Annotated in this window: 18 protein-coding genes; 6 read left to right on the top strand and 12 right to left on the bottom strand. The window is 75.6% G+C overall.

The window, feature by feature from the left end:
- The first annotated feature begins 7 nt into the window (after positions 1–7).
- Entirely contained in the window at positions 8–856 is an 849-nt protein-coding gene (locus tag ACLQ22_RS13890; protein WP_425692618.1) for a phosphotransferase, read from the top strand.
- 149 nt (positions 857–1,005) lie between these two features.
- Here ACLQ22_RS13890 and ACLQ22_RS13885 read toward each other — a convergent pair whose 3' ends face one another.
- The gene (locus ACLQ22_RS13885) at positions 1,006–1,662 is read right to left on the bottom strand and encodes a response regulator transcription factor (protein WP_366642049.1); all 657 of its coding nucleotides are present in this window, start codon (positions 1,660–1,662) and stop codon (positions 1,006–1,008) included.
- Positions 1,659–2,894 carry a sensor histidine kinase gene (locus tag ACLQ22_RS13880; protein ID WP_425692617.1) on the bottom strand — a complete coding sequence of 412 codons (1,236 nt, stop codon included), beginning with the start codon at positions 2,892–2,894 and terminating at the stop codon, positions 1,659–1,661. Before ACLQ22_RS13880 ends, ACLQ22_RS13885 begins: the two co-directional genes overlap by 4 nt.
- A 133-nt stretch (positions 2,895–3,027) precedes the next feature.
- On the opposite strand from ACLQ22_RS13880, the gene ACLQ22_RS13875 reads away from it, so the two are divergent.
- Entirely contained in the window at positions 3,028–3,942 is a 915-nt protein-coding gene (locus tag ACLQ22_RS13875; RefSeq protein WP_425692616.1) for an ABC transporter ATP-binding protein, read from the top strand.
- Positions 3,939–4,793: a hypothetical protein gene (locus tag ACLQ22_RS13870; RefSeq protein WP_425692615.1), complete on the top strand. Its 855-nt coding sequence runs from the start codon at positions 3,939–3,941 to the stop codon at positions 4,791–4,793. The genes ACLQ22_RS13875 and ACLQ22_RS13870 overlap by 4 nt, the downstream gene beginning before the upstream one ends.
- 135 nt (positions 4,794–4,928) lie before the next feature.
- Here the strand turns inward: ACLQ22_RS13870 and leuS are convergent, their stop codons facing one another.
- Positions 4,929–7,763: a leucine--tRNA ligase gene (leuS, locus tag ACLQ22_RS13865; RefSeq protein WP_425692614.1), complete on the bottom strand. Its 2,835-nt coding sequence runs from the start codon at positions 7,761–7,763 to the stop codon at positions 4,929–4,931.
- 583 nt (positions 7,764–8,346) lie between these two features.
- Here leuS and ACLQ22_RS13860 point away from each other — a divergent pair.
- The 3 genes from ACLQ22_RS13860 to ACLQ22_RS13850 are packed head-to-tail and all read left to right on the top strand — an operon-like array spanning position 8,347 to position 13,181.
- A complete protein-coding gene (locus tag ACLQ22_RS13860) occupies positions 8,347–9,402 on the top strand; it encodes an AAA family ATPase (RefSeq protein ID WP_121400534.1) in 1,056 nt (351 codons plus the stop codon).
- Between the two features lies 1 nt (position 9,403).
- A complete protein-coding gene (locus tag ACLQ22_RS13855; RefSeq protein WP_425692613.1) occupies positions 9,404–10,702 on the top strand; it encodes a DUF58 domain-containing protein in 1,299 nt (432 codons plus the stop codon).
- Positions 10,703–10,718: 16 nt separating this feature from the next.
- A complete protein-coding gene (locus ACLQ22_RS13850) occupies positions 10,719–13,181 on the top strand; it encodes a transglutaminase TgpA family protein (protein WP_425692612.1) in 2,463 nt (820 codons plus the stop codon).
- Between the two features lie 394 nt (positions 13,182–13,575).
- Here the strand turns inward: ACLQ22_RS13850 and ACLQ22_RS13845 are convergent, their stop codons facing one another.
- The 9 genes from ACLQ22_RS13845 to ACLQ22_RS13805 form a co-directional block, all read right to left on the bottom strand.
- Complete coding sequence (locus tag ACLQ22_RS13845; RefSeq protein WP_121400531.1) at positions 13,576–13,971, bottom strand: DUF3040 domain-containing protein; 396 nt, start codon at positions 13,969–13,971, stop codon at positions 13,576–13,578.
- A gap of 115 nt (positions 13,972–14,086) precedes the next feature.
- Positions 14,087–15,346, bottom strand: a complete 1,260-nt coding sequence (locus ACLQ22_RS13840) for a DNA polymerase IV (RefSeq protein ID WP_425692611.1) — start codon at positions 15,344–15,346, stop codon at positions 14,087–14,089.
- A gap of 82 nt (positions 15,347–15,428) precedes the next feature.
- Positions 15,429–16,625, bottom strand: a complete 1,197-nt coding sequence (locus tag ACLQ22_RS13835) for an alkaline phosphatase family protein (RefSeq protein ID WP_425692775.1) — start codon at positions 16,623–16,625, stop codon at positions 15,429–15,431.
- Positions 16,577–17,341 carry a class I SAM-dependent methyltransferase gene (locus tag ACLQ22_RS13830; RefSeq protein WP_425692610.1) on the bottom strand — a complete coding sequence of 255 codons (765 nt, stop codon included), beginning with the start codon at positions 17,339–17,341 and terminating at the stop codon, positions 16,577–16,579. Before ACLQ22_RS13830 ends, ACLQ22_RS13835 begins: the two co-directional genes overlap by 49 nt.
- A gap of 50 nt (positions 17,342–17,391) precedes the next feature.
- On the bottom strand, positions 17,392–17,565 hold the full coding sequence (locus ACLQ22_RS13825; protein WP_425692609.1) for a hypothetical protein: 174 nt from the start codon (positions 17,563–17,565) through the stop codon (positions 17,392–17,394).
- Positions 17,566–17,663: 98 nt separating this feature from the next.
- The gene (locus ACLQ22_RS13820) at positions 17,664–21,134 is read right to left on the bottom strand and encodes an error-prone DNA polymerase (RefSeq protein ID WP_425692608.1); all 3,471 of its coding nucleotides are present in this window, start codon (positions 21,132–21,134) and stop codon (positions 17,664–17,666) included.
- Positions 21,135–21,431: 297 nt separating this feature from the next.
- Positions 21,432–22,994 carry a DNA polymerase Y family protein gene (locus ACLQ22_RS13815; protein ID WP_425692607.1) on the bottom strand — a complete coding sequence of 521 codons (1,563 nt, stop codon included), beginning with the start codon at positions 22,992–22,994 and terminating at the stop codon, positions 21,432–21,434.
- 25 nt (positions 22,995–23,019) lie between these two features.
- Positions 23,020–23,820 carry a hypothetical protein gene (locus ACLQ22_RS13810; protein ID WP_425692606.1) on the bottom strand — a complete coding sequence of 267 codons (801 nt, stop codon included), beginning with the start codon at positions 23,818–23,820 and terminating at the stop codon, positions 23,020–23,022.
- Between the two features lie 100 nt (positions 23,821–23,920).
- Complete coding sequence (locus ACLQ22_RS13805; protein WP_121400525.1) at positions 23,921–24,370, bottom strand: SAV_6107 family HEPN domain-containing protein; 450 nt, start codon at positions 24,368–24,370, stop codon at positions 23,921–23,923.
- Positions 24,371–24,727: the final 357 nt, after the last annotated feature.

Here is a 24,727-nt window from a genome sequence, read left to right as displayed (position 1 = left end):
GGCCGGCGTGCGCAGCGGGTCGCCCGGAGCGGGCGAGGGCGCCGGGCCGGAACACGAGGGGCGGCAGCCGGGCGGCGCCACCGGCCGCGTCGACCCGACCGTCGCCGAGGAGCGGCTGCGCGGCGGCTTCATCGCCGAGGTGGTTCGGGTCGGCGACACCGTCCGGCGTACGCCACCGGAGAACGCCGAGTTCGTCGCCGCGCTGCTGCGGCACCTGGAGCGGGTGGGCGTGGACGTCGCGCCCCGCCACCTCGGCACCGACGAGCAGGGTCGGCAGGTGCTCAGCCACGTCGACGGCCGGGTGCCGTGGCGGGACAGGGAGGATCCGGCGTACTTCGCCGACCCGGCGCTGACCCGGCTGGCCGAGCTGGTCCGGCGGCTGCACGACGCCTGCGCGGGCAGCCCGCTGGCCGGGGACGCCGAGACGGTCTGCCACCGCGACCTGTCCCCGAAGAACACGGTGTACCGGGACTCCCCCGCCGGCCCGCTGCCCGTGGCGCTGATCGACTGGGACCTCGCCGCGCCCGGCCGGCGGGTCGAGGATGTCGCCTTCGCCGCCTGGCACTGGGCGGCGCCGGGGCCGGGAGCCGACCCGGTGGAGCTGGGCCGGCGCGCCCGGCTGCTCTGCGACGCCTACGAGGCGGCCGGCACGGGGTCGCTCGCGCTGCCCCGCGCCGAACTGGTCGACGTGATGCTCGCCCAGATCGACGGGACCTGGCGCGGGATCGCGGCCGGCGCGGAGCGGGGCGCCCCGGCCATGCGCCAGCTCCGCGCGGCGGGGGTCGCCGACATGGTGCGCGGCTGGTACGACTGGCTGGCCGAGCACCGCCGGGTGGTGACGGCCACGCTGCGCTGACCCGCTCCGCGCCGCACGGCGGCCGCGCTGCGTTGACCCGCTCCGCGCCGCGCGGCGGCCCGCGCTGCGCTGACCGGCTCCGTGCCCGCCACGGCGGCCGCGCTGCGCTGACCGCCCGGAGCGCGTCCGCCCCACCCGGGTCGCGCGCCTCATCCCGCCGGGGAGACCAGCCCCGCCTCGTAGGCGGCGATGACGAGGTGCACCCGGTCGCGGGCGCCCAGCTTGCTGAACAGCCGGGCCACGTGCGCCTTGGCGGTGGCCGCGCTGATCACCAGCTCGGCGGCGATCTCGCCGTTGGACAGGCCACGGCCGACGAGCGTCAGCACCTCGCGCTCCCGCTCGGTGACGCCGTCGAGGGCCCGGGTCGGGGCGGCGGGGGCCGGCCGGCGGGCGAACTCGGCGATGAGCCGGCGGGTGACCCCGGGGGCGATCAGCGCGTCCCCGGCGGCGACCACCCGGACCGCGCCCAGGATGTCGTCCAGCGCCATGTCCTTGACCAGGAACCCGCTCGCGCCGGCGCGCAGCGCGGCGTGCACGTGTTCGTCGTCGTCGAAGGTGGTGAGCACGAGGACGCGGGTGACGCCGCCGTGCGCGGTGATCGCGCGGGTGGCCTGGATGCCGTCCATGCCGGGCATCCGCAGGTCCATCAGCACCACGTCCGGCACGACCTCGCGGGCCAGCCGCACCGCCTCGGCCCCCGTGCCCGCCTCGCCGACGACGTCGATGTCGGGGGCGTCGGCGATGAGCACCCGCAGGCCGGCGCGGACCAGTGGCTGGTCGTCGACGAGCAGCACCCGGACGCTCACCGCTCCCCCGCCCCGGCCGGCTCCACCGCCGCCGGCGACACCGGTGACACCGCCGCCAACGGTGGCACCGGCAGCGACGCCGCCACCCGGAAGCCGCCCTCCGGGCGCGGTCCGGCGTGGAACCGGCCGCCGGCCAGGGCGACGCGTTCCCGCATACCCACGATGCCGTGCCCCTCGCCGCCGACCGCGCCGCCGCGACCGTCGTCGACGACCTCCACGGCGACCTCGTCGGGGGCGTGCGTGACGGTGACCCGGCACCGGTCGCTGCCCGCGTGTCGTACCACGTTGGTGAGCGCCTCCTGCACGATCCGGAACGCGGCGAGGTCGACCTCGGCCGGGACCGGCCGTCGTTCGCCGTCGCGCCGCAGGTCCACCCGCACCCCGGCGTCGGCGGCGGCGGCGACCAGCCGGTCGAGGTCGTCCAGCCCGGGCGTCGGATCCAGCGACGCCGACTCCGACTGCGGGCGGCGCAGCGCGCCGAGCGTACGCCGCAGGCCGGCCAGGGTGTCGCGGCTCGTCGCCTCGATGGTGGCCAGCGCGGCGCGCGCCTGCGCCGGCTGGGTGTCGATGACCCGGGCCCCCACGCCGGCCTGGATGGCGATCACCCCGATGCTGTGCGCGACCATGTCGTGCAGCTCGCGGGCGATGCGCAGCCGCTCGGCGGTGACCGCCTCGGCGGCGGCGTGCGACCGCAGCGCCTCGGCGTAGCCGCGCCGGGCCCGCACCGAGTTGCCGACCGTCCACGCGGTGACGACCGCCAGCACGGAGATCATGGCGCGGCTCACCGGGTCGGTCGAGGGGTTCACGAAGCTCGCGGTGATCTGCACGGCGAGCACCACGACGGCCACCGGCACCGAGACGCGGCGGGACCTCCTCGCCGCGATCAGCCCCGCCACCGTGTCCACCGCCAGGAACTGCGCGTACCAGATGTCGGCCAGGTAGCCGTCCTCCGGGACGTTGACGACCACGGTGACCACGCACGCCGCGACGAGCATCAGCGCCAGGGCCAGCACCGGCCGGCGGCGCAGCAGGCCGGCGGGCGGGGCCAGGGCCAGCAGCGGCACCAGGTAGCGCTCGGAGAGCCACCAGTCGCCGAACCCCACGCCGTTGCGGCTCGACGCCACGACCGGGGCCATGAGCACGGCGACCGGCAGCGCCGCGACGCCGATCCAGGGCAGCACCGCCCGCACCAGCGCCGGGGCGCGGCGCGGCGGCGGTGCGGTCGCATCCATGCCGCACACGGTAGCCAGCCCGCCGCCGCCCGGGCATCGGCCCACGGGCGTACACCCCGGGGCGGGTCACCGGCCGCCGGGTGTGGCCGCCGGGGCGACGCCCCGCCGCCCGCCGCCCGGCAGCGTGGGTGGCGTGATCGAACTGAACGCCCTGACGAGACGGTACGGCCGCACGACGGCCGTCGACGACCTCACCCTGACCGTGCGCCCCGGCCACGTGACCGGGTTCCTGGGCCCCAACGGGGCCGGCAAGTCCACCACGCTACGGATGATCATCGGGCTCACCGCGCCGACCAGCGGCACCGTCACCGTGGACGGGGTCCGGTTCGCCGACCGGCCGCGCGGGCTGCGGCACGCCGGCGCGCTGCTCGACGCCGGGGACGTGCACGGCGGGCGCAGCGCCGTCGCCCACCTGTCGGCCCTGGCCCGCAGCAACGGCATCGGGCGCGCCCGGGTCGACGAGGTGCTGCGGGAGGTGGGCCTGTCCGCCGTCGCGCGGCGGCGCATCGGCGGCTTCTCGCTCGGCATGCGGCAGCGGCTCGGGATCGCCGCCGCGCTGCTCGGGGACCCGCCCGTACTGCTCTTCGACGAGCCGTTCAACGGCCTCGACCCGGAGGGGGTGCGGTGGGTACGGGACCTGTTCCGGCGGCTGGCCGCCGAGGGGCGCACGGTCTTCGTCTCCAGCCACCTGATGAGCGAGATGCAGAACTGCGTCGACCGGCTCGTGGTGATCGGCCGGGGCCGGCTGATCGCCGAGCAGAGCCTCGCCGAGTTCGCCGCCGGGAGCACCCGGGCCGCCGTGACCGTCCGTACGCCCGACCGGGCGACGCTGTCCGCCGTGCTCACGGCCGAGGGCGCGCACGTCCGGCCGGACGACGCCGGGGCGCTCGTCGTGACCGGCCTGACGGCCGCGCGGATCGGCGACCTCGCGCTCGCCCACGGCGTCGGGCTGCACGAGCTGACCACCCGTACCGCCTCGCTGGAGGAGGCCTTCATGGCACTCACCGCCGACAGCGTCGAGTATCTCGCCGGGGAGGGGACCCGATGACCGCCGTGACCGGGCCGACCCGCCGACCGGCCGTGACCGGGGCGCCGGCCCGCTTCCGCGACCTGCTGGCCGCCGAGTGGATCAAACTCTGGTCGCTGCGCTCGACCCGCTGGACGCTGCCGCTGGTCCACCTGTTCGTGGTCGGGGTCAGCGTCAACGCCAGCCTCGCCGACCACCGGAACTGGCCGGCGTACCCCGAGGGGCGCCGGGAGATGTTCCGCCTGTACGGGCCGGTGCGCGACGCCTTCCCCGAGGCCGGCTACCTGCTGCTGATCCTCGCCTCGGCCACCATCGGCGCACTGACGATCGTCGGCGAGCACCAGAGCGGGCTGATCCGGGCCACGTTCGCCGCCGTCCCGGCCCGCCGCGCGGTGGTCGCGGCGAAGGCCGCCGTACTGGCCGGGGTCATGCTCGTGTTCGGCACGGTCACCGCGGCGACCTCGTTCTGGGTGTCCCAGGCGATCCTCGCCGACCGGGGCGCCGGCTGGTCGATCGGCGAGCCGGGCGTGCTGCGCGCCGTCGCGGCGAGCGCCGTGCTGGTGCCCGTGTGCGCGCTGGTCGGGATGGGTCTGGGCGCGCTCACCCGACACGCCGCCGGGGCCGTGGCCGCGGCCACGTCGGTACTCGTGCTGGTGCCGATGGCGGTGGACAGCGACGAGCACCGGTGGATCGCCGAGCTGTACAACGCCCTGCCGCTGACCGCCTGGCTGCGGCTGATCGAGGTGCACCCCGACGTCCTCAACCCGGACCCGTACCCGGCCACCGTCACCGGCTCCTGGCTGACCCTGGCCACCTGGTCCCTCACGGCCACCCTCACGGCGATCACCCTCACCCACCACCGCGACCCCTGACCCACCCCGCCCCGGGTCCGCGCCCCGCCCCGCCCCGGCGCGTCGATCATGCAGTTCCGGTGGCCGGTTCATCCCGGCCCGGGGACTTCGTCCCCCACCACAACTGCATGATCGACGCGAGGGGTCGGGGGCGGGTCAGGCCACTACGGAGACCATGCGGCCCTTGATGACGATGACCTTGCGGGGTTCCTTGCCGGCCAGCGAACCGGCCACCGCCTCCAGGGCCGCCGCGCGGACGGTCTCCTCGGACGCGTCGGCGGGGACCTCGACGCGGCCCCGCACCTTGCCGTTGATCTGCACCGGGTAGGTCACCGTCTCCGCCACCAGCAGCGCCGGGTCGGCGGTCGGAAAGTCCGCGTACGTCAGCGAGGTGTCGTGCCCCAGCCGGCGCCACAGCTCCTCGGCGACGTGCGGGGCGAACGGCGCCAGCATCAGCACCAGCGGCTCGGCCACCTCGCGCGGGGTCTCCGTCAGCCGGGTCAGCCCGTTGGTCAGCTCGATCAGCTTGGCGATCGCGGTGTTGAACCGGATCGCCTCCATGTCGCCGCGGACCCCGTCGACCACCTTGTGCAGCAGCCGCCGGGTCGCCTCGTCGGCGGGCGCGTCGGTGACCCGCAGCGCGCCGGTCTGCTCGTCGACGACCGCCCGCCAGACCCGCTGCAGGAACCGGTACGACCCGACCACCGCCCGGGTCTCCCACGGACGGGACACCTCCAGCGGACCCATCGACATCTCGTAGACGCGGAACGTGTCCGCCCCGTACGCGGCGCACATCTCGTCCGGCGTGACCACGTTCTTCAGGGACTTGCCCATCTTGCCGTACTCGCGGTTGACCTGGGTGTCGCCCAGGTAGAAACCGCCGTCGCGCTCGGTCACCTCCTCGGCCGGCACGTAGGCGCCCCGGGCGTCGGTGTAGGCGTACGCCTGGATGTAGCCCTGGTTGAACAGCTTGCGGAACGGCTCGAACGACGAGACGTGCCCCAGGTCGTACAGCACCTTGTGCCAGAACCGCGCGTACAGCAGGTGCAGCACGGCGTGCTCGGCGCCGCCGACGTACAGGTCGGTGCCACCGCAGTCGCCCTCGCCGCGCGGCCCCATCCAGTACGCCTCGTTCTCCGCGTCGACGAAGCGCTGCGAGTTGGTCGGGTCCAGGTAGCGCAGCTCGTACCAGCACGAGCCGGCCCACTGCGGCATCACGTTGGTCTCGCGGGTGTAGCGCTTCGGGCCGTCGCCCAGGTCCAGCTCCACCTCGACCCAGTCGCGCCGGCGCGACAGCGGGGTCTCCGGGTTGCTGTCGGCGTCCTCCGGGTCGAACGTGCGCGGCGAGAAGTCGTCCACCTCGGGCAGCTCGACCGGCAGCATCTCCTCCGGCAGGGCGATGGCCGCTCCGGTCTCGTCGTACACGATCGGGAACGGCTCGCCCCAGTAACGCTGCCGGGAGAACAGCCAGTCGCGCAGCCGGTAGGTCACCGCGCCGGTGCCGTGCCCGTTGGCCTCCAGCCACTCGATGATCCGGGCCTTCGCGTCGGCCACCCCCAGGCCGTTCAGGTCCAGGCCGCGCTCGGGCGCGGCGCTGTTGATCGCCGGGCCGTCCCCGGTGTACGCCTTGCCGTCGAAGCCCTCCGCCGGCTGCACGGTACGCACGATCGGCAGATCGAAGACCTCGGCGAACGCCCAGTCCCGCTCGTCCTGGCCGGGCACCGCCATGATCGCGCCGGTGCCGTAGCCGGCCAGCACGTAGTCGGCGACGAAGACCGGGATCCGCCCACCGGTGACCGGGTTGGTGGCGTACGCCCCGACGAAGACGCCGGTCTTCTCCTTCGTGTCGGCCTGCCGCTCGACGTCGGTCTTGGCCGCCGCCGCCTTGCGGTACGCCTCCACAGCCGCGCGCGGGTTGGCGTGTCCGCCGGTCCACGCGTCCTTCGTCCCCTCGGGCCAGGCGGCCGGCGTCAGCGCGTCGACCAGCTCGTGCTCGGGAGCCAGCACCATGTAGGTGGCGCCGAAGACGGTGTCCGGCCGGGTCGTGAACACCCGGATCGGCGCGACCGTGGTCGGGAAGTCGACGTGCGCGCCGGTGGAGCGGCCGATCCAGTTGCGCTGCATCAGCTTGATCGGCTCGGGCCAGTCCAGCGTGTCCAGGTCGTCCAGCAGCCGGTCGCCGTACGCGGTGATGCGCATCATCCACTGCTTCAGGTTGCGCTTGAAGACCGGGAAGTTGCCGCGCTCGGAGCGGCCGTCGGCGGTGACCTCCTCGTTGGCCAGCACGGTGCCCAGCCCCGGGCACCAGTTGACGGGCGCCTGCGAGACGTACGCCAGCCGGTGGTCGTCGACGACGGACCGGCGCTCGGCCACGGACAGCTCCGCCCACGGCCGCCCGTCGGGCGTGGGCCGGTTGCCGCCCTCGAACTCGGCGATCAGCTCGGCGATCGGGCGGGCCCGCTTCGCCTCCGTGTCGTACCAGGAGTTGAAGACCTGCAGGAAGATCCACTGCGTCCAGCGGTAGAAGTCGGTGTCGATGGTGGCCACCGAGCGGCGCTCGTCGTGGGCCAGGCCCAGCCGGCGCAGCTGCTCCTTGTAGCGCTCGATGTTGGCCACGGTCGTGGTCCGCGGGTGGGTGCCGGTCTGCACCGCGTACTGCTCGGCGGGCAGGCCGAACGCGTCGAAGCCCATCGCGTGCAGCACGTTGCGCCCCGCCATCCGCTGGTAGCGGGCGAAGCAGTCGGTGCCGATGTAGCCCAGCGGGTGCCCGACGTGCAGGCCGGCGCCCGACGGGTAGGGGAACATGTCCAGGACGTACAGCTTCTCCGCCCCGGCGCGGGGGTGACCGGGGTCGGCCAGCGGGCCGGTCGGGTTCGGGGCGTGGAACGTCCCCTCCCGCGCCCAGGCGTCCTGCCAGCGCTGTTCGATCTCCTCGGCCAGGGCCGCGGTGTACCGGAACGGGGGAATGTCGGCCGGTGCTGCCTCACTCATGGCGTCTCCTCGCTTCGCTCGTCGCCGCCGGCCACGCCACGGCCGGGCTGGGTGCTGACCTCGCTCGGCGCGGTCATGTCGGTCTGGCTCGGGTCTGTCCGCCGCCGGCGCCGCGCCGCCCGAGGGCCGGCGCCGGTGCCGGGTGCCGACCGCCGGGGCGTCCGGCGGAGGGCACAAAAAAGCCCCTCGCGCAGGAGGGGCCGCCGTGCTGTCGCGCGTCAGCGCATCAGCACGGCCCGGTAAGAAGCAGGAAGAATCCGGCCATGACCGGGAGTGTACCCCGCCGCCCGGTCCCGCACGTCGCCCGCCGCCACGGGTCGGGACGCCGACCCCGGACGTACGCGGGCCGCAACAGCCCTTCGTGATCATCAGCGGCACCGAGAGCGACGGCCCGATCCCCCGACCCAGCGAATATTCGGTGCGTAACCGACCGTCTACCTGCGGGGGTCGGCGACAGCGACAAACATGGTTAGCCTGAGAGACCAGTGAGATTTCTGCGGCAGACGAGGCTCGGCGTCGCGAACCCTACGGCGGGTCCAGCTGCTCTATACAGAGCTGCCGTCCGGCGACGAGGAGGAGGCCCGTGACACAACAGACCTGGGACGAGGTGGGCGGCGCGTTGCCGCACGACGAGTTCCGTGCCGCCAGCGAAGCCATCGTGTCGAACATCGAGCAGGTCATCGAGGGCAAGACAGCCACCGTGCGACTCGCCCTGGCCGTCCTGCTCGCCGAGGGCCACCTGCTCATCGAGGACGTGCCCGGGGTCGGCAAGACCAAGCTCGCCAAGGCGATGGCCCGGTCGATCGACTGCTCCGTGCGCCGCATCCAGTTCACCCCCGACCTGCTGCCCAGCGACGTCACGGGGGTCAGCGTCTACAACCAGGAGACGCACGACTTCGAGTTCCGCCCGGGTGCGGTCTTCGCCAACCTGGTCGTCGGCGACGAGATCAACCGCGCCTCGCCGAAGACGCAGTCGGCGCTGCTGGAGTGCATGGAGGAGCGCCAGGTCACCGTCGACGGCGTCACCTACCACCTCCAGACGCCGTTCATGGTCATCGCGACCCAGAACCCGATCGAGATGGAGGGCACCTATCCCCTCCCCGAGGCGCAGCGCGACCGGTTCACCGCCCGCATCGCGATGGGCTACCCGGACCCGAGCGCCGAGCTGGCGATGCTCGACGGGCACGGCGCGACGGACCCGCTGGACGAGCTGCGTCCGGTCTCCGACGCCAACACCGTGCGGCAGCTGATCGGCCACGTCCGGCAGGTGCACGTCGCCGACGCCGTCAAGCAGTACGCGATCGACCTGGTCACCGCCACCCGCGAATCCTCCGACCTGCGCCTGGGCGCCTCCCCCCGGGCGACCCTCCAGCTCCTGCGCACCGCCCGCGCGGTGGCCGCCCTGGAGGGGCGCGACTACGTCCTCCCCGACGACCTCCAGGTGCTGGCCGTGCCGGTGCTCGCGCACCGGATCATCCCGACCGCCGACGCCCAGCTCGCCCGGCGTACGACCGACGCGATCGTCTCCGAGCTGGTGCACCGGCTGCCGCTGCCGCACGACCGCGGGCGCTCCCCGTACGACACCCGCCCGACGGGCGAGGGCAACGGCCGAGCCACGTACGAGCCGCGGAGGCGGTGACGTGCGCGACGGGCTGCGCGGGCTGACCACCCGCGGCCGTTCGTTCCTGGCGGCCGCGGTCGCGGCGGCGGTCTCGGCCGGCATCCTCGGCGAGAAGGACCTGCTCCGGGTGGCCGTGCTGCTGGCCGTCCTGCCGCTGCTCGCCGCGGCCTACGTCGGGCGCAGCCGCTACAAGCTGGCCTGCAACCGGTCGCTGGACCCGCACCGGGTGCCCGTCGGGGCCAGCTCCCGGGTGGTGCTGCGGTTGCAGAACATGTCCCGCCTGCCCACCGGCACCCTGCTGCTGGAGGACCGGCTGCCGTACGCGCTGGGCAGCCGGCCCCGGGTGGTGCTGGAGCGGCTCGGCGCCCACCAGGCCAGCTCGGTGGCCTACACGGTGCGCGCCGACGTGCGTGGCCGCTACGAGGTGGGCCCGCTGGTGGTCCGGATGACCGACCCGTTCGGGTTGTGCGAGCTGAGCCGCGCCTTCCCGAGCACCGATCATCTGACCGTCATCCCGCAGGTCACCCCGCTGCCCTCGGTGCGCCTGCCCGGCGAATACGCCGGCAGCGGCGACAGCCGGGCCCGCTCGGTGGCGGTGCACGGCGAGGACGACGCCGCCACCCGGGAGTACCGGGTGGGCGACGACCTGCGCCGGGTGCACTGGAAGTCCACCGCGCGCACCGGCGAGCTGATGGTGCGCCGGGAGGAGCAGCCCTGGGAGAGCCGCGCCACCGTCGTGCTGGACACCCGCGCGTACGGCCACCGCGGCGACGGGCCGACGGCCTCCTTCGAGTGGGCGGTCTCCGCCGCGGCCAGCATCGCGGTGCACCTGCGGCAGGCCGGCTACAAGCTGCGTCTGGTCACCGGTTCCGGCGCGGACGTGGACGCGTCCGAGGCTGCCGGCGACGGGGTGCTCCTCGACCACCTCGCCGAGGTCCGGCTCGACAAGTTCGGCGAGCTGACCACGCTGGTGCAGCGGGTCCGGCAACGGGCGGACGGCGGCCTGATCATCGGCCTGTTCGGCTCGGTGAGCACGGCCGAGGCCGAACTGCTGGCCGGGCTGCGGGGCAACGGCGCCACCTGCGTCGGTTTCCTGCTCGACAGCTCCACCTGGCTGAACCTGCCCACCAAGGCCCGGGCCGAGGCCGACCACGCCCACGGCGCCGCCGCGCTGGCCATGTTGCAGAGCGGCTGGCGGGTCATCGGCGTCGACCACGGCACGCAGTTGCCCGCGCTGTGGCCGCAGGCGGCCCGCGGCTCGCAGGGCTTCGCGCTGCGGGCGGCCATGGCCGAGACGGTGGCCGGCGGCATGCGATGAACGGAAGGGTCCCCTCATGATCGCCCACCGGAACCTGGGCTTCGTGGCCGCCGCGGCGACGCTGCTCGCCGCCGCGCCGCTGTCGGCCATCTTCGAACGCTGGACGTGGCTGATCCAGGCGACGATCGCGGTGGCCGTGGTCGCCGCCGTGGCCGCGCTCGCCCGGCTGGCGCGGGTCCCGCTCTGGGGCCAGGCGCTGGGCATGCTGGCCGGCCTGACCCTGGCCCTGGCCTGGCTCTTCCCCGGCGGCACCGAACTGCTGGGCATCGTGCCCACCCCGTCGACCTTCACGCACTTCGGCGAACTGCTCGACGGCTCGCTGGAGGACATGCGCTCGTACGGCGTCAAGGTTCCCGACACCGACCCGCTGCTGTTCGTCACGGTGCTCGGCATCGGCGGGGTGGCCGTGGTGGTCGACGTGCTCGCCGTCGGGCTGCGCCGGCCGGCGCTGGCCGGCCTGCCGATGCTGGCGATCTACTCGGTGCCCGTCGCGGTCTACGTGGACAGCGTCCCGGCGGTGCCGTTCGTCGTCGGCGCCGCCGGGTTCCTCTGGCTGCTGGTGACCGACAACGTCGACCGGGTCCGCCGGTTCGGCCGGCGGTTCACCGGCGACGGGCGCGACGTCGACGTCTGGGAGGCCTCGCCGCTGGCCGCCGCCGGCCGGCGGCTGGCGGCGGTGGGTGTCGCACTGGCCGTGGTGCTGCCGCTGGCCGTGCCGGGGATGACGGGCGGGCTGCTGGACACGCTGGGCGGTTCGGGCAACGGCAACGGCAACGGGCGCCCCGGGCAGGGCGGCACCGGCCGGATCGACCTGTTCGCGGCGCTCAGCGGGCAGCTCAACCAGTCGGAGGTCGCCGACCTGGTCAAGGTCACCACGAACGAGCCCAGCCCGTTCTACCTGCGCTTCGGCGTGGCCGACAAGCTCACGTCGACCGGCTTCCGGGAGGGCACCCCCGCGGGCCGCCCCGTCGCGGACCTGCCGGCGCCGTCCGCGAAGGGGGTCGAGCAGCGGACGTACCGGGCCACGGTCGAGGTGACGAAGAACCTCACCATGCCGCTGCTGCCGGTCTACACCGAACCGGTGCGCGCCGAGGACCTCAACGGCAACTGGGCGTACGACCCCAGCCTCCAGGTGGTCTTCTCCCACCGGGACAACTCCCGCGAGAAGCGCTACGCGTTCGACTACGTGCGCTCGACGTACACGCCGGCCGCCCTGCGCCGGTCCCAGCCGCTGCCGGCCGACCACGCCGTACGGCGCCTGCATCCCGCGCCGCCGCCCGTGCCCGAGGTGGAGGAGCTGGTCTCCACCCTGGTGCGGGGCAAGGACACCGAGTACGACAAGGTCCGCGCGATCTACGACCACTTCTCCGCGGACAACGGCTTCACCTACTCGCTGAGCACCAAGGGCGGCACCAGCGGGCGGGAGATCGTCGACTTCCTCGACAACAAGGTCGGCTTCTGCCAGCAGTACGCCGCCGCGATGACGTGGCTGGTCCGGGCCGCCGGCGTCCCGGCCCGGGTGGCGTTCGGCTTCGCCAACGGCAGCAACTCCGGCGACGGCACGTACACCCTGACCAACCGGAACCTGCACGCCTGGACGGAGGTCTACTTCAACGAGGTCGGTTGGGTGCCCTTCGACCCCACTCCGGCGTACGGCGTGCAGGGCTCGACCCGGTCGGCCTGGGCGCCGGACATCGACGCCCCGGAGGAGGAGACGCCGACTTCCGGCCCGTCGAGCGCCCCCGATGGCGTCGACCCGTCGGCCGGCCCGACGGGGCCGGAGGGCCCCGAGGAGGACATCGACTCCGGCCTGGCCATCAACGGCGCGACCCCGACCGACCAGGGCCCGGTCTGGCCCTGGTACGCCGCCGCGGCGGTGCTGGCCCTGCTCGCTCTGCTCGCCCTGCCGGCGCTGCGCCGCACGGCCCTGCGCCGCAAGCGCAGCGGCCCGGCGAAGCCGGCCGCGACGGCGGTGCGCCCCGGGGCCGCCGGCGACGCGCCCGCGGACGGGCGACGCATGGTGGTGGTGGCGGACGCGGAGCGGGCGCGGGCGGACGCGCACGCCGCCTGGGACGAACTGCTGGACACGCTGGTGGACTACCGGGTCCGGGTGGACCGGACCGAGACCCCCCGGGCGACCGCCGACCGGCTGTCCCGGGAGGCACTCACCGCCGACGCGGGGGCGACCACGGCGGTACGCCTGCTCGGCCGCGCCGAGGAACGCGCCCGCTACGCCCGCGATCCGCTGACCGGCGAGCAACTCCTGCCGGCCCTGCGCGCCGTACGCGCCGCGCTCGCCGCACAGACCGACCGACGTACCCGCCTGGTGGCGGCCGTGCTGCCGCCGTCGGTGCTGCTGCGCTGGCGCACGGGCACGGCCGAGGCGTCGTCCCGGCTGGTGGTGGCGGGCGGTTGGGCCCGGCACCGGTTGCTGCGCTGGAACCCGCGTCGCCTGATGGCCGGCCGCATGGCCCGCTGACCGAGACGAAGACCGACAGACGAACGGGCCGGTTGGGGGCATCGCCCCCACCGGCCCGTCGCGTTCGCGGGACTGACGTCGTGAGACCGGATGCCCGGGTGCCGGCCGACGGGGCCGCCGGGGTCGCCAGGGCCGACCGGGCTGACATCCGACGGAGGTCGTCAGGGCCGCCGGGGCCGTCAGGGCCGACCGGACCGCCGGGGCCGACCGGGCTGACATCCGACGGAGCCGTCAGGGCCGACCGGGATCAGGGGCGGACGGGAGCCGGCCGGACGCCGGACATGGGGACATGCGAGGACGCACGCCCGGAGGGCGTGCGGAATCGTCGGTTGCCGCCGGGGCGTACCGGCGACCGACTGGTCGTCGCGCGGCCCGCCTCAGGGGCGGGTCGGGCTCAGCGGTGCCCCTCCGGACGCTGCCGCCACCGGTCCTCCATCCGATCCAGGATCGAGGGCCGACGACCCGAACGACCGCGGGGGCGACGACGACTCGTCGTCCCGCCCACGACGTGCAGGTCCGGTGACTGCGCCCGACGGTGCGACTGCACCGCGAACGCGGCCGAGGCCAGCATGACGACGAAACCCGCCACTGCCAGCGGCGGAGTCTTGATCACCGCGCCGTAGACCAACAGGGCCAGCCCAGCGATCATCACGCCGGCAGCGACGAGCAGGCGACGCCGCGCGTGGAAGCGCGGATCGCTGGCGCGCACGGCCGAGGCGAATTTGGGGTCCTCGGCAAGCGACCGCTCGATCTGCTCGAACAGCCGCTGCTCGTGCTCCGAGAGCGGCACGGCACTCCTCCCCGGTCACGTTGGTCGGCCCGGTCGGGCCGACAGACCGTGGCAGCCAACCGGCTGCTTACCCGCAAGTCTACGAGGGCCCTCGCGCGTCGGAAAGCGGGACGACCTACGGCCGGGGTGGATTTTCATTTCGTCGCCCCTCGCGGGCCCCGAGCAGACTGGCCGGACCTATGACGGACCGCCCGAAACGGGCAGCAGCGGCGTCGGCTGCGGCCTCCGCCTCCCGCCAGCCCCGCTCGGGCGCGCCGAGGGTGAGCTGTCGGGGAGTCTCCCGCGCGGCGGCGAGCCCTTCGACCCGTACGCCGACCAGACGGACGGGCTCACCCGGGTCGAGCACGGTGTAGAGCGCCCAGACGGTGTCGAAGATCTCCCTGGCGACGTCGGTCGGCACGCCCACCGTGCGGGAACGGCTGACGGTGCGGAAGTCGGCCAGTCGCACCTTGAGCGACACGGTGCGCCCGACCTGCCCGGCCCGGCGCAGCCGGATGCCGACCTTCTCGGCGAGGGCGAGCAGCGCCCGGCGGATCTCCAGCGGGTCGGTGACGTCGACGTCGAAGGTCACCTCCGCGCCGATCGACTTCTCCACCTGCTCGGAACTGACCCGGCGCGGGTCGCGCCCCCAGGCCAGCTCGTGCAGGTGGGCGGCGGACGCCTCGCCGAGCGCCTTGCGCAGCATGCCGACCGGCGCCTCGGCGAGATCGCCGATCGTGGCCAGGCCCAGCCGCCGCAGCGTCTCGGTGGAACGCTCCCCCACCCCCCACAGCGCCGACACCGGCAGCGGGTGCAGGAAGTCGAGCACCCGGGTGGCCGGGACGACGAGCAGCCCGTCGGGCTTGGCGCGGGTCGAGCCGAGCTTGGCCACGAACTTGCTCGGGGCGACGCCGACCGAACAGGTCAGCCCCTGCTCGGCGGCGACCCGCTCACGGATGCGCCGGGCGATGGCGGCGGGCGGACCGAAGAGCCGCCGGGCGCCGGCCACGTCGAGGAACGCCTCGTCCAGGGAGAGCGGCTCGACCAGCGGAGTCACGTCGCGGAAGATCTGCATGACGGCGGCGGAGGCCGCCGAGTACTGCGGGAAGTCGGGCGGCAGGTAGACCGCCTGCGGGCAGAGCGCCCGGGCCCGCGCGGTGGGCATCGCGCTGCGCACCCCGTAGCGGCGGGCCTCGTAGCTGGCGGAGCTCACCACCCCGCGCGGGCCGGTCCCGCCGACCACGACGGGCCGACCGCGCAGCTCCGGCCGGCGGCGGACCTCGACCGAGGCGAAGAAGGCGTCCATGTCGACGTGCAGGATCGGGCAGCCGGAGTCGTCGGCGTCCGGCCCGAACCGGGGATCGCCGCCCCCGGGCAACGACTGGCTGCGGCCCATCCCCGCAGGCTAGCCCGGACCTGCGACATCCCGCCCGGACGGGACCCCGGGCCGGCGACCCGCCACGGCCGGGTCGGCGCGGTCAGCCGCGTACGACCAGCAGCGGGATCGCCATCTCGGCCGCCGTGTCCGCCCCGTGGTACGCCACCAGCCGGGAGACCGCCGGCGGCTCGGAGCGGGAGGCGGTCACCGCGTACGTGCCGTTGCAGATCACCACCACGTCGCCGATGCGCGCCAGGTGTTCCTCCGCCACCGGGCCGAACCAGCCGGCGGCCACCACCTCGTCGCGGGTACGCACCCGGGCCGCGTCTGCGAGCACCGCCGACCAGGCGGCCACGACGTCGTCCAGGGCGCCGGGGGTGACGTGCAGGTAGCGGACCCGGGGTTCCCCGGCGACCACCTCCAGCCCGGCGCGCAGCCGGGGGTCGGTGTCCAGGTCGAAGCGGTGTCCGGCCGGGATGTCGAGCTGGCCGTGGTCGGCGGTGACCAGCAGCGCGGCGTCGGGCGGCAGCCCGTCGACGAGCCGGGCCAGCAGCCGGTCCACCTCGCCCGCGGCGATCCGCCAGGGCGCCGAGTCGACGCCCGTGAGGTGGCCGTGCCGGTCCAGGTCGGGGTGGTAGCCGGAGACCAGCGTGGGCCCCGACCCGGCGGCCAGGGCGGCGAGCATCCGTTCCGCGAGCGCGTCGACGCCGGCCGCGCCGCGGTAGTCGCCGCCCCGGTTGGCGGCCAGCGTCAACCCGCTGCCGCCGAACTCCGGCCGGCTCACCGCGGTCACCGCGACCCCGGCGGCGCGGGCGCGTTCCAGCTGGGTACGGACCGGCTGCCAGCGCAGCGGCGCCGGGTCGGCCGCCCACTCGATGTGGTTGAGCACCCGGTCGGTCCCCGGTACCCGCACGGTGAAGCCGAGTACGCCGTGCGCGCCGGGCGCGGCACCGGTGCCCAGGGTCACCAGGCTGGTCGGCGTGGTCGACGGGAAGCCACAGGTCAGCGGCCGGCCGGCGGTCGCGGCCAGCCCCGCCAGGGTCGGCGCGTACGGCGCGGCGGTCGGGATCTGGTGCCAGCCGAGGCCGTCGACGAGCAGCACCGCGATCCGGCGTACCCCGGGCAGCGCGGTGACCAGCCCGAGCGGGTCGGCGGCGCCGGGCACGCCGAGCACGGCGAGCGCGCCGGGCAGGATGTCGGCGAGACTGGCGTCGCCGTAGCGCGGCCCGACGATCTCCAGCGGGTCGGTCACGGGCGGCGGGCGAACAGGTGCAGCTGGGCGGCGAGGTCCCGCCAGGGCGCCCGGGCGGCGAGCGCCCGCTCCAGCTCGACCAGGGCGGCGGGCTGGCCGTCGGCGACGGCGGCGGGGAGCAGGTCGGCGAGCACGCGTACGCCGTGGATCTGCTCGACCACGAGCCCGGCGGTGGCGAGCAGCGCGGCGGCGCCGTCGGCGTCGTAGCGGCGGCGCAGGGTGTCCCGGGTGCCGGCGGTGCCGGCCGGATCGGCGGCCAGCGCGGCGGCGACGTCCAGGTGCCCGTTGACGGCCCGGCCGAGCACGGCGGCGGCCCGGCCGGCGACCAGCACGCTCGCGGCGCCGCCCGGCCGCAGCGCGGCGGCCAACGCCGCCACCACCGCCGCCGGGTCGTCGACGACCTCCAGCACGGCGTGGCAGAGCACCAGGTCGGCGCTGCCCGGCTCGACCAGGCCGGCGAGCGCGTCGCCGTCGCCCTGCACGGCGCGGACCCGCTCGGCCACGCCGGCCTCGGAGGCCCGGCGGGTCAGTGCGGCGAGCGCGTCGGGACTGGCGTCGACCACGGTGACCCGGTGCCCGGCCTCGGCCAGCGGCACGGCGAAGCCGCCCGTGCCGCCGCCGACGTCGAGCACGGTCAGCGCGTTGCCGGCGCGACGCTCCAACTCGGCGCGCAGCACCGACCAGATCACGGCGGTACGGGGGGTCAGCGGCGGCCCGGCGAGCCGGCCTGGGGTCTGCTCCACCCGGTCGAGCCTAGTCACCCGGTCCAGCCGCACCGAGCCGGCGGCCCGGCCGGCTCCGGGGTGGGAGATCAGGACTCGCCGGCGGCGGCGTCGTCCTCGGCCCGCGACCGCAGGGCGTTGGCCACCGGGCCCTCGACGATCTCGTACTCGCGCGGCTCCGTGTGGTGACTCGGGGTCCAACCGGCGCCGAGCCGGGTCCGCCGGGAGTTCGCCACCCCACCGCTACGCTCGTTGTTTCCCATGATCGTTGTCCCCCTCGTGCTCGCACGGGCCACTCTGCCCGCGCGAGCTGGAGTGTCCCTCCATCGGGCGCGGAAAACCGTAATGTGGATCACTGCCGTCAGCGGAAGTCGCGCGAGGGCGGGCTGACCGGCGGTTCGATGGCGTCCAGCCGGTCGGCGGTGAGGTTGATCACTCCCTCGTGCCGCTGCAGCTGGCCCCGCACCACCAGCGCGGCGCTCGTGCGGGCCACCCGCCGGTAGCGCTGCCACAGGCCCGGGGAGCAGGTGACGTTGAGCATCCCCGTCTCGTCCTCCAGGTTGAGGAAGGTGACCCCGCCGGCGGTCGCGGGCCGCTGCCGGTGGGTGACGATCCCGCCGACCCGGATGCGCCGCCCCGGCTCCACCTGGCCGAGCCGGGCGATCGGTACCGCGCCGAGCGCGTCGAGCCGGGGGCGGATGAAGCGGGCCGGGTGGCTCTCCGGTGACAGCCCGGTCGCCCACACGTCGGCGACCAGCCGCTCCACCGCCTCCATCCCGGGCAGGGTGGGCGCGGTCGCGCCGGTCACCGTGCCCGGCAGCCGGCCCGGCCGGTCCTGGGCCGCCGCGCCGGCGGCCCAGAGGGCCTGCCGCCGGGACAGCCCGAAACAGGCGAAGGCGTCCGCGGTGGCCAGCGCCTCCAGCTGCGCGGCGGTGAGACCCACGCGCCGGGCCAGGTCCGGCATGTCGCGGTACGGCCCGCGCGCCGCCCGCTCCGCCTCGATCCGCTCGGCCACCCCGGCGCCGAGGGTACGCACGCCGGAGAGCCCGAGCCGGACGGCGGGCCCGTTCAGCCCCCAGGCGTGCGGCGGCTCGCCCGGCGCGCTGCCCCACCGGGTCTGCGGGGTGGACTCCAGCACCGCCAGTGCGCCACTGGCGTTGACGTCCGGCCGGCGCACCTCCACCCCGTGCCGGCGGGCGTCGTCGACAAGCGTCTGCGGCGAGTAGAAGCCCATCGGCTGGGCGTTGAGCAGCGCGGCCAGGAACGGACCCGGGTGGTAGCGCTTGAGCCAGGAGCTGGCGTAGACCAGGTAGGCGAAGCTCATCGCGTGGCTCTCCGGGAAGCCGTAGCTGGCGAACGCGGAGAGCTTGCGGTAGACGTCGTCGGCCAGTCCGCCGGTGATGCCCCGCGCGGCCATCCCCGCGTAGAGCCGGTCGGCGATGCGGGCCATCCGCTCGGCGGAACGCTTCGCGCCCATCGCCCGGCGCAGCTGGTCGGCCCCCGCCGCGTCGAAGCCGGCCAGGTCGATGGCGAGCTGCATCAGCTGCTCCTGGAACAGCGGCACGCCGAGGGTCTTCTCCAGCGCGTTGCGCATCAGCGGGTGCGGGTAGGTCACCGGCTCCTGGCCGTTCTTGCGCCGGATGTACGGGTGCACCGAGCCGCCCTGGATCGGGCCGGGCCGGATCAGCGCCACCTCGACCACCAGGTCGTAGAACTCGCGGGGCTTCAGCCGGGGCAGGGTGGCCATCTGGGCGCGGCTCTCCACCTGGAACACCCCGACCGAGTCGGCCCGGCAGAGCATGTCGTAGACCTCGGGGTCGTCCAGCGTCATGTCGCCGAGGTCCAGGCTCATCCCGATCATGTCGTAGCCGTAGTGCAGCGCGGAGAGCATGCCGAGCCCGAGCAGGTCGAACTTGACCAGGCCGACGGCGGCGCAGTCGTCCTTGTCCCACTGGAGCACGCTGCGGCCCGGCATCCGCCCCCACTCCACCGGGCACACCTCGATCACCGGCCGGTCGCAGATCACCATGCCGCCGGAGTGGATGCCCAGGTGCCGGGGGAACGTCTGCAACTCGTTGGCGTACGCGACCACCTGCTCGGGGATGTCCGCCACGTCGACGGACGCCACGGAGCCCCAGCGGTCGATCTGCTTGCTCCAGGCGTCCTGCTGGCCGGGCGAGAACCCGAACGCCTTGGCCACGTCGCGCACCGCCGAGCGGGGCCGGTAGGAGATGACGTTGGCGACCTGCGCGGCGTGCTCCCGGCCGTAGCGGGCGTAGACGTGCTGGATCACCTCCTCCCGGCGGTCGGACTCGATGTCGACGTCGATGTCCGGCGGGCCGTCGCGCTCCGGGGCGAGGAAGCGCTCGAAGAGCAGCCGGTGCCGGACGGCGTCCACGTTGGTGATCCGCAGCGCGTAGCAGACCGCCGAGTTGGCCGCCGAGCCCCGACCCTGGCAGTAGATGTCCTGCTCGCGGCAGAACGTGACGATGTCGTAGACCACCAGGAAGTAGCCGGGGAAGCCCAGCTCCTCGATCATGTTCAGCTCGTGTTCGAGCTGCGCGTACGCCCTCGGGTGCGCCTCGGGCGGGCCGTAGCGCTCGCGGGCGCCGGCGTGGGTCAGGTGGCGCAGCCAGCTCATCTCGGTGTGCCCGGGCGGCACCGGGTACGCCGGCAGCCGCGGCGCGACGAGCTGGAGGTCGAAGGCGAGCTCGGCGCCGAACTCGGCGGCCCGCGCCACCGCGCCGGGGTACGCGGCGAACCGGGCCGCCATCTCGACGCCGCCGCGCAGGTGGGCGGTGCCGGCCGCGGGCAGCCAGCCGTCGATCTCGTCCAGGCTGCGCCGGGCCCGTACGGCGGCCACGGTGGTGGCCAGCCGGCGCCGGCCCGGGGTGGCGTAGTGCACGTTGTTGGTGGCCACCGTGGGCAGCCCGGCCGTCGCCGCCAGCTCGGCGAGCGCGTCGTTACGGTCGGCGTCCACCGGGTGCCCGTGGTCGGTCAGCTCCACCGCCACCGTCTCCGCGCCGAACAGGGCGGTCAGCCGGTCCAGCTCCCGGGCCGCCGCGTCCACCCCCTCGGTGAGCAGCGCCGACGGCACGTGCCCCTTGCGGCAGCCGGTGAGCACCAGCACGTGGTCCCGCAGTTCGGCGGCGATCTCCTCCAGGTCGCCGTAGACCGGGCGGCCCTTCTCCCCGCCACGCAGCTGGGCGCGGGCGATCATCGCGGCCAGCCGGGCGTACCCCTCGTGGCCGTGGGCGAGCAGCAGCAGGTGCCGCCCGAGCGGGTCCGGCTCGCCGTTCTGCGGGCCGGGTAGGTCCAGGGAGAGCTCCGCGCCGAAGATCGTCGGCAGGTGCAACGCGCGGGCCGCCTCGGCGAAGCGCACCACCCCGTAGAAGCCGTCGTGGTCGGTGACGGCGAGCGCGGTGAGGCCCAGCCGGGCCGCCTCCTCGGCCAGCTCCTCCGGGTGGCTGGCGCCGTCGAGGAAGCTGAAGTTGGTGTGCGCGTGCAGCTCGGCGTACGGCACCGCGTCGTCGGGGCGGGCCACCTCGGGCGGCTGGTACTGCTCCCGACTGCGGCTCCAGGCAGGAGAGTCGCCGCCGTCGGCGTCCACGGCCAACGGGTCGACCACGTGCAGGTGCCGCTCGTCGCGCACCCGGCCGCCCTCCCCGCCGGCCCGCCCCTCCCCCGACCCGCCCGCACCCACTCGGCCCCCACCCGACCGACCCACACCCGACCGGCCCGCACCCGCACGCGGTCGGCCGGTGCCGGATTCCCGGCCGGAGAGCACGCGCTCCAACTCCGACCAGGGCAGCTTCGGGTTGTGGAAGCTCATCAGAGCCCCTCCGTGCGGGCAGCCGGAGAGATCTTGGGAAGTTTCGGCCCCTGGAGGGGCCGAAACTCTCCAAGATCCGAAAGCCAACGTCCGGCGGTCGCGTCAACGGGGCAGCTCGACAGCGCCGGCAGGCAGGCCAGCAGGGCTTCACCCCGCGCGAGCCGACGCGCCGGCAGCGCACCGGACCGGCACGCCGGCAGGGCTTCACCCCGGCCGAGCCGACGCGCCGGCAGGGCGTCGGGTCGAGCGGGGCGGCGGGGGCGGGGCGGGTGTCGGTCGGTGACCGTGGGCGGGCGCTCAGTCATAGATCGCCTCCACCAGCCACCGCCCGGCCTCGACGGCGAGCAGCAGGGCCGTACCGTCGGCCAGACAGACCTGGAACCGGGCCCGGCGGCGGGCCTCGGCCGGCGCCCACCAGCGCTCGTCGACCGGCCACGGACCCGCCCAGCCGACGATCTCGACCGGCCGGGCGGCGCCCACGGTCAGTCGGGCCGGCTCGGCGCTGACCTGGAGTCGCGCGCTGACCTCGACCGGCTCGCCGGCGGCGTCGTGCACGACCGCGGCGAGCGGGTCGGGCAGCACCACGGCCGGCGCGGGTGGCGGGAGCCGGCCCGGCCACGGCGGCGGGACGGGCCGGGCCGGCAGGCGTTCGTCGCCCCACGGCACCAGGCGCACCTGGTCCGCCGGCGAGCGCCCGCCGCCAAGCACCGCGGTGACCACCGCCTCGGGGCCGAGGATGCCCTGCACCCGGCTCAACGCCCGGTGCGCCCGCTCCCGCTCCTCGCCGGTCTCCCCCCACAGGCCGGGTTGCAGGCCGGCCTGCGCGACCACCCCGTCCGGGACCAGCCGCAGCCGGATGATGCCCGCCGTCGGGCGGGTCGGGCGGGTGCCGGCCCGGCCGGTGCTGCCGGACAGCCAGCCGTCGAGCTGCCAGCGCACCCGGTCGGCGATGGCCGCGGCGGTGAGCAGCCCGTCGTGCCGCCAGACCCGGTGCAGTTCCTGGCCGTGCGCGGTGACCGCCTCGATGCCGAGACGGGTGCAGGCCAGCCCGTGTGCGGCGAGCCGGTCGTGCAGCCGTTCGGCCAGCGCCCGGGCGGCGAAGGCCGCCGCGTCGACCCGGTCGAGCGGCTCGTCGTGGTCGGCGGTGACCGCGAGGTCGACCGGGGGACGCCGGACCGCGAGCTGACGGTGGTCCCGCCCGGCCGCCAACCGGTGGGCCAGCGCACCGTCGAAGCCGAACCGGGCCAGCACGTCGCCGGCGGGCAGCACGGCGAAGTCGCCCAGGGTGCGTACGCCGAGCCGGCGCAGCAGGTCGGCCAGGGCCGGGCGGCCGAGTGCCTCGACCGGCAGGTCGGCGAGGAACCCCGGTGTCCCGCCGGGCGGAACGACCCGTCCGTCGCGGGCGGCCAGCCCGGCGGCGAACACCCCGTCGGCGATGCCGACCTGGCTCTCCACCGCGCAGGCCTGGGCGACGTGCTCGACGATCCGCTCGGCGGCCGCCTCCTCGCCCCCGAGGTAGCGGCTCGGCCCACGGGCCGCCACCGCGCACGCGCCGGGGCGTACCACCTCGACGCCGGCGACCAGTTCCTCGACGGCGGCGACCACCGGTTCGAACGCCCGGGCGTCCCGCCCGGGGTCGTACTCGACGGCGGTGAGCTGCGGGCACCGGCCCTGGGCCTCCCGTCTGCGCAGCCCCCGACGCACCCCCTCGGCGCGGGCCCGCTCGGAGCAGGCGACCACCCGGTTGGCGTGCAGCACGGCGACCGGGTCGGTGGCCGGCACCCCGTCGACGATCTCCGCGGCGAGCACCGGCCAGTCCGGGCACCAGAGCAGCAGGGTCCGCACGGGCACGACGGTCACGTCGGGTCCAGGGCGGGCGCGGCGGTCACGTCGGACCGACCAGGGTGAGCGCGGCACGACGGGGCGGGCCGGTGGGCGCGGAGGCGACGGCCGGGCCGACCTGGCGGAGCCGGCCGGCGGTCGACCGGCCGGTGGCGGAGACGGCGGCGGCGGGAGCGGAGCGGGGAATGACCCGGGTGAGCCCGTCCCCGGGCAGCCAGACCTTGATCTCCTTGGGGCGGGCGGCGGCCCCGCGGCCCCGCGCGGAGACGGTGACCTCGCGGCGACGCAGCCGGCCCCGCCCCTGCCCGAGCCCCTCCCAGGCGCCCCGGACCACCTGGAGGGTCACGTCCGCGCCGTCCCACCGCCCGTACGGGACGAGGACGCTGCCGCGCTGCCGGGCCCGGGCGGCCAGCCGGTTGGCGACCGAGGCGGAGACCGCCGTCGGCACGGCGGTGACCACGACGTCCACCCCGTCGATCAGCGCGGCGATGACGGTGGCCCACTCCGGGCCCGGGTGGGGCACCAGGGCGAGCCGGTCCAGGGAGATGCCCAACTCGGCGGCGGCGCCCGCCCCGAACGTCGGGACCCCGACCACGGCACACCACGAGCCGGCCCGGGACGCCTCGGCGAGCAGCGCCAGGACCAGCGAGGTGCCGCCGCTGCGCCGGGGCTGGCCGGCGGCGACCGCGATCGTGCTGCCCCGTCGCAACCCCCGGTTGGGCAGCAGCCCGGTCAGCTCGGGGGCCACCGGCAACAGCCGGTGACCGGCCGCCGGGTCCGGCGCGCTCGCCGGGCGCACCAGACCGGCCAGTGCGGCGGAACCGACCACCATCCGGCCCGCCATCGGACCTACCCCCCGTCGTGCTGTCGGATCAGACGTGCGCGTGGCGCGCCGGGCACCGGTCGCCGCCGGGCGGCCGGCGGCCGGCGGCCGGGTGCCCGGGTCAGGCCGCGAGGCCGTCGAGCGCCGGTTGGTGGGCCACGCCGAGCGCGGCCTCCACGACCGTGACGAACTGCTCGGCGGAGCGCAGCAGGTCGTCGGCCTCCCGGGCGGTCACGACCCGTGGGATGCCAGCCTCGGCGGCGGCCCGCTTGCCGGCGCCGAGGGCGAAGAACCGGGCCCACTCGTCGAGCTCGGGGGCGACACCGGAGAGCAGGACCCAGACGCTGGTGACCCGGTGGCGTCGGGCGGGGGCGGGACGTGCCCGGGCGGCGAGCACCGCCGCGGCCGCCCGGAGCGCGGCCAGGTGGGCGGCGGCGTAACGGAGGCCGTCGGGACGGGTCTGGGCGGCCTCGGCCAGCCCGCGCCGGGCCACCGCGAGAAGCTGGGCGGGGGTGCGGTGCGGCAGCACGTGCGCCGGCACCGTCGGTGCCTGAGCCGGGTTGGTCGGCATGGGACTGTCTCCTCCACGTGGCCGAGGCGCCGCCCCGGAGACGGCCCTGGGCCGCCGGCGGGACGCCGGGTCGAGTGGTGCGGAGGAAGACGCACCGGTGGTGGCCGGCCGGTGTGGACGCTTCCCCACACCACACCCGGCCGGCGTTACCGGCGGGTTCGTCGCCCGCCGCCCGGGGGTCGTGGGCGGCGGGCGACGCTCCTGCCTGACGGGCCCGGACTCGCGACTGCCCGGGACCCAGGTGCGGCCCGCGGAGCCGCACCGCCCGGAGCCGCGCCGCGAAACACCGCCCCGGGTCTGTTGGAACGGGCGTTCGAGGCAATCGAACACTCGTTCTAACTGCTGCTGACAGTACAC

The sequence above is a fragment of the Micromonospora sp. DT178 genome (assembly GCF_049841695.1).
Classification (GTDB): Bacteria; Actinomycetota; Actinomycetes; order Mycobacteriales; family Micromonosporaceae; genus Micromonospora.
Note: the sequence above shows the minus strand (reverse complement) of the source record. Positions and strands in the feature narration are given on the sequence as shown.

Bases quoted from the DNA above. Each gene is read 5' to 3' on its own strand.
- ACLQ22_RS13880 (WP_425692617.1), bottom strand. From the start codon at position 2,894: ATGGATGCGACCGCACCGCCGCCGCGCCGCGCCCCGGCGCTGGTGCGG.
- ACLQ22_RS13870 (WP_425692615.1), top strand. From the start codon at position 3,939: ATGACCGCCGTGACCGGGCCGACCCGCCGACCGGCCGTGACCGGGGCG.
- leuS (WP_425692614.1), bottom strand. From the start codon at position 7,763: ATGAGTGAGGCAGCACCGGCCGACATTCCCCCGTTCCGGTACACCGCG.
- ACLQ22_RS13850 (WP_425692612.1), top strand. From the start codon at position 10,719: ATGATCGCCCACCGGAACCTGGGCTTCGTGGCCGCCGCGGCGACGCTG.
- ACLQ22_RS13840 (WP_425692611.1), bottom strand. From the start codon at position 15,346: ATGGGCCGCAGCCAGTCGTTGCCCGGGGGCGGCGATCCCCGGTTCGGG.
- ACLQ22_RS13825 (WP_425692609.1), bottom strand. From the start codon at position 17,565: ATGGGAAACAACGAGCGTAGCGGTGGGGTGGCGAACTCCCGGCGGACC.
- ACLQ22_RS13820 (WP_425692608.1), bottom strand. From the start codon at position 21,134: ATGAGCTTCCACAACCCGAAGCTGCCCTGGTCGGAGTTGGAGCGCGTG.
- ACLQ22_RS13810 (WP_425692606.1), bottom strand. From the start codon at position 23,820: ATGGCGGGCCGGATGGTGGTCGGTTCCGCCGCACTGGCCGGTCTGGTG.
- ACLQ22_RS13805 (WP_121400525.1), bottom strand. From the start codon at position 24,370: ATGCCGACCAACCCGGCTCAGGCACCGACGGTGCCGGCGCACGTGCTG.